This window comes from Microbacterium umsixpiens (assembly GCF_053543675.1).
The window spans coordinates 16,850-20,321 of the sequence record NZ_JBLVOH010000066.1; the positions used below are offsets into that span (position 1 = coordinate 16,850).

General features: G+C 67.6%; 3 protein-coding genes. 2 read left to right on the forward strand and 1 reads right to left on the reverse strand.

The features are described from left to right. Positions 1-127 precede the first annotated feature (127 nt). The gene (locus ACNPM4_RS06670; RefSeq protein WP_448985157.1) at positions 128-1,936 is read left to right on the forward strand and encodes a sigma-70 family RNA polymerase sigma factor; all 1,809 of its coding nucleotides are present in this window, start codon (positions 128-130) and stop codon (positions 1,934-1,936) included. Between the two features lie 21 nt (positions 1,937-1,957). Here the strand turns inward: ACNPM4_RS06670 and ACNPM4_RS06675 are convergent, their stop codons facing one another. Further along, positions 1,958-2,476: a DUF2087 domain-containing protein gene (locus ACNPM4_RS06675; protein ID WP_448985159.1), complete on the reverse strand. Its 519-nt coding sequence runs from the start codon at positions 2,474-2,476 to the stop codon at positions 1,958-1,960. 147 nt (positions 2,477-2,623) lie between these two features. Here ACNPM4_RS06675 and ACNPM4_RS06680 point away from each other — a divergent pair. Next, positions 2,624-3,472: bile acid:sodium symporter family protein (locus tag ACNPM4_RS06680; RefSeq protein ID WP_448985161.1), on the forward strand; the 849-nt coding region annotated here is incomplete at its 3' end.

Consider the following 3,472-nt stretch of genomic DNA (forward strand, 5'->3'; position numbering starts at 1 on the left):
CCGCTGCCGCTAATATGAGCCCAGCCCCGTCGTTGAACACAGATTCAGTTGTGGACCGACCGCCTGGATCTGTCTACGGTCAGCTGCTCGTCGGAGATGAGCGGGCGTTCTTCTGGAGAGGGAAGACGTGGAAGATTCTCGCGGTGATGCCGAACTCCTCCGTGCGCTTCGGGACGGTGATCAGGCAGCGTATGCCGTGCTGTGGGAGCGACACATCGGCGCTGCACTCCGCTACGCGCACCGGCTGTTCCCTTCGCGGTCGGAGGATCTCGCCTCCGAGGCGCTGCTCGCCATCTACCAGCAGGTGACGACCTCGGACGCGGGGCCCGAGTTCGCGTTCCGGTCGTATCTCAAGGCGGTGATCCGCAACACGGCGATCCGGTGGCGCAAGGATGCCGACCACATCGACGACACGGTCGAGCCCGATCGGGCCGACTTCCGCGATGCGCTCAGCCTGGTCGAGCGGGAGACGAACGCCCAGCAGTTCCTCGGGGCATTTCAAGAGCTCCCGGAACGCTGGCAACGTGTGCTGTGGCTGACCGAGGTCGCTGACGTCCCCCGCCCGGAGGTCGCGCGCGAGCTCGGCATCAAGCCCAACGCCGTATCCGCCCTGCAACGACGAGCCCGTTCCGGGCTCAAAATGCACTGGCTCACGTCGCAGGTGCCGCTCGCGCTGCGCGACGATGAGGCTCATGTCGCTCGCCTCCTCCCGCGACACCTCACCGAGCCGCTCGACGAGGTCGTGGCGCAGGAAGTGGCCGGGCATGTGCCCTCATGTGACGTGTGCGGCGACCTGTTCGTCACCCTTCGCAGTGATGCCCAGCGCCTGCACGGCGTCACCCTCTCCGCCGTCGGATTCGGCGCACTGGGAGTCATCCTGCCGTCCACCGGAGCTTTCGCTCCCGGCACCGCGGTGGCGGCCGCGGTCATCGCCACCGGCGCAGGCGCGGGTCTTGCGAGCCTTCTGGCGGGCGGCCTGGGTGTGCTCACCGCCGGCACCTTGATACTCGGATCCTTCCTGCTCCCCGGAGCCGCGCCGGCAGCATCCACGCCCGCCGCCGAGGGTGACAAGACGTGGAGCGTGGCGCGGTCCGTTCCTCACGTCGCAGTGCCGGCACCCGTCGTCGGAGCGCCCGACGGGACGGTGGCCACGCCCGCACCGTCCGCATCGCCGTCGCCTCCCCGAACCGGACGCTGGAACTCCGACCCGGCGATCGACTCCATCGACCTCGTCAACGATCCGAATGCCCCGGGGCCGCTCACCCCGACGAGGCCGGGAACGGCGCCCGGGACGACACCCGACCCGGGGGAGACTCCGGGCTCGGCCCTCGGCCCCGGTGTCACCAGCCCCACGGCATCCTCCGGCTATCTCGCTCCGGTGGTGGCGGGCACTGCCACGCCAGGGTCGGCTGTCGCGATCGAGGTCGCCGGCCAGCGCTACACCCCGGTGGTCGCTGCCGACGGGAAGTGGTCCTTCGACTCTCGCGCCCTGGAGCTCCAAGCCGGCACGTACGACTATCAGGCCTGGGCGTTCGATGCCGCCGGGCAGTCGCCGGCCACGACGGGCACCTTCACTATCGAGCCCATCGTCGTCGAGGGTTTCGAGAACATCGTCGGCACGGAAGACATGCTGGTCGATGAGGCGAGCACCACCGGCTTGGTGATAGCCGTCACGGGGCCGGCGAACGAGAACATCTACATCGGCACCATGCAGGGGCACTCGGCGGTGATCCGGCTCGATGCGACCGGGCATGCAGTGAAGCGCCTTCGGATGCACTCTCGAGGCTGGTACTGGTTCACGTTCCGGGCGATGGACTCCGACGGCTACCTGGGGTCGATGGTCGAACTCCCGCTCGACGTCTACGACCCCGACATCATCTTCGACCCGTGGGGGCCGGGGCCGGAGGAGATGACGTTCGAGCTCGTCGACCCCTGACGCTCCTCAGAGCAGTAGCTGTCACTCGTCGGGCGGGACGACCGGTCCACTGGCGGCCAACGCGTACTGGGTGCCGTCCGCGCGACGTTCCACGAGCTGGTAATCCACGAGGTAGCGGCGGAGCACGGCGACATCTTCGGAATACGGCAGAAGTCGCGCATTCACCTCGCGTTCGGTCAGGACTTCGTCTGCGGCGAACACCCCTCTGGCGACCCAGGCGAGGAGCGCTCCACGTTCTTCGAGGTTGGCCGGGTACTGGCGGATGCGCTTTCCCTCGGTGAACCGCTCGATCCCCTCCCGCCGGGGAACCGCGGCCGACGCCAGAATCTCGCGGAACACGTCGGGCGCGAGCGCCTGGGTCTCCGCGTCGACCAGGCCGCTCTGCACGACCGCCTCCGTCACACGTCGGCGTCGAGACGGCGAGAGGCCTTCCACGGCTGACGGGAGGCTTCCGCCCAGCATCACCTCGGCGGCGACGCGGCGGGTCTCGGGGTTCGCGAACAGGGCGATCAGCGGGCGCCACGCGTGTGAGTCGTCCATCGCACCATCCTTCCTCCTCCGGGTCGCCCCGCTCCCGCATCGAGCGGTGGGGACCTCCTGCAGGCTACTTCGTGTTGTCATCTCGGCGCGATATACGGGTGACACCGAGACCCTCCATCCGCCACACTGAGTCCCATGGGATCAGCGTTGACCACCATCGGATTACCCGTCGCCCTCGGCATCATCATGCTGGGTCTCGGCCTCAGCCTCACTCTCGCCGACTTCGCGAGAGTGCTGAAGCAGCCGAAGGCGGTGATCATCGCGCTGCTCTGTCAGCTCGTCCTGCTGCCGGCGATCTGCTTCGGGCTCGTGTTGGCGTTCCAGCTCCCGCCGATCCTCGCGGTCGGCATGATGATGCTGGCGGCATCCCCGGGCGGCACCACCGCGAATCTGTACAGCCATCTGTTCCGCGGCGACATCGCGCTGAACATCTCACTGACTGCCGTGAACTCGGTCATCGCGGTGATCACGCTTCCGCTCATCACCAACTTCGCCATCGCCTACTTCCAGCCGTTCGACGACCGGCTCGGCCTGCAGTGGTCGAAGGCACTGGAGGTGTTCGCGATCGTGCTGCTGCCGGTGGCGCTGGGCATGATCGTGCGGCGCTTCTGGCCGAAGTTCGCCACGGGCATGGACAAGCCCGTACGCATCGCCTCGGTGATCATCCTGATCGTCGTGATCGCCGGCGCGGTGGCATCGAACTGGACGCTGCTGGTGGCCAACTTCACGCAGCTCGCCCTCATCACCGTGCTGTTCTGCCTGATCAGCCTCACCATCGGCTTCCTGATCCCGCGGATGCTGCGGGTGGGCAAGCGGCAGGCGATCGCCACGTCGTTCGAGATCGGCATCCACAATGCGACGCTCGCGATCGTCATCGCGCAGTCCGTGCTCGGCTCCGTGGAGCTGAGTCTGCCCGCCGCCGTCTACGGAGTGCTGATGTTCTTCATCGCGTTCGGCTTCGGCTTCCTCATCCGGGATCGGACGGCCGAGGGCACC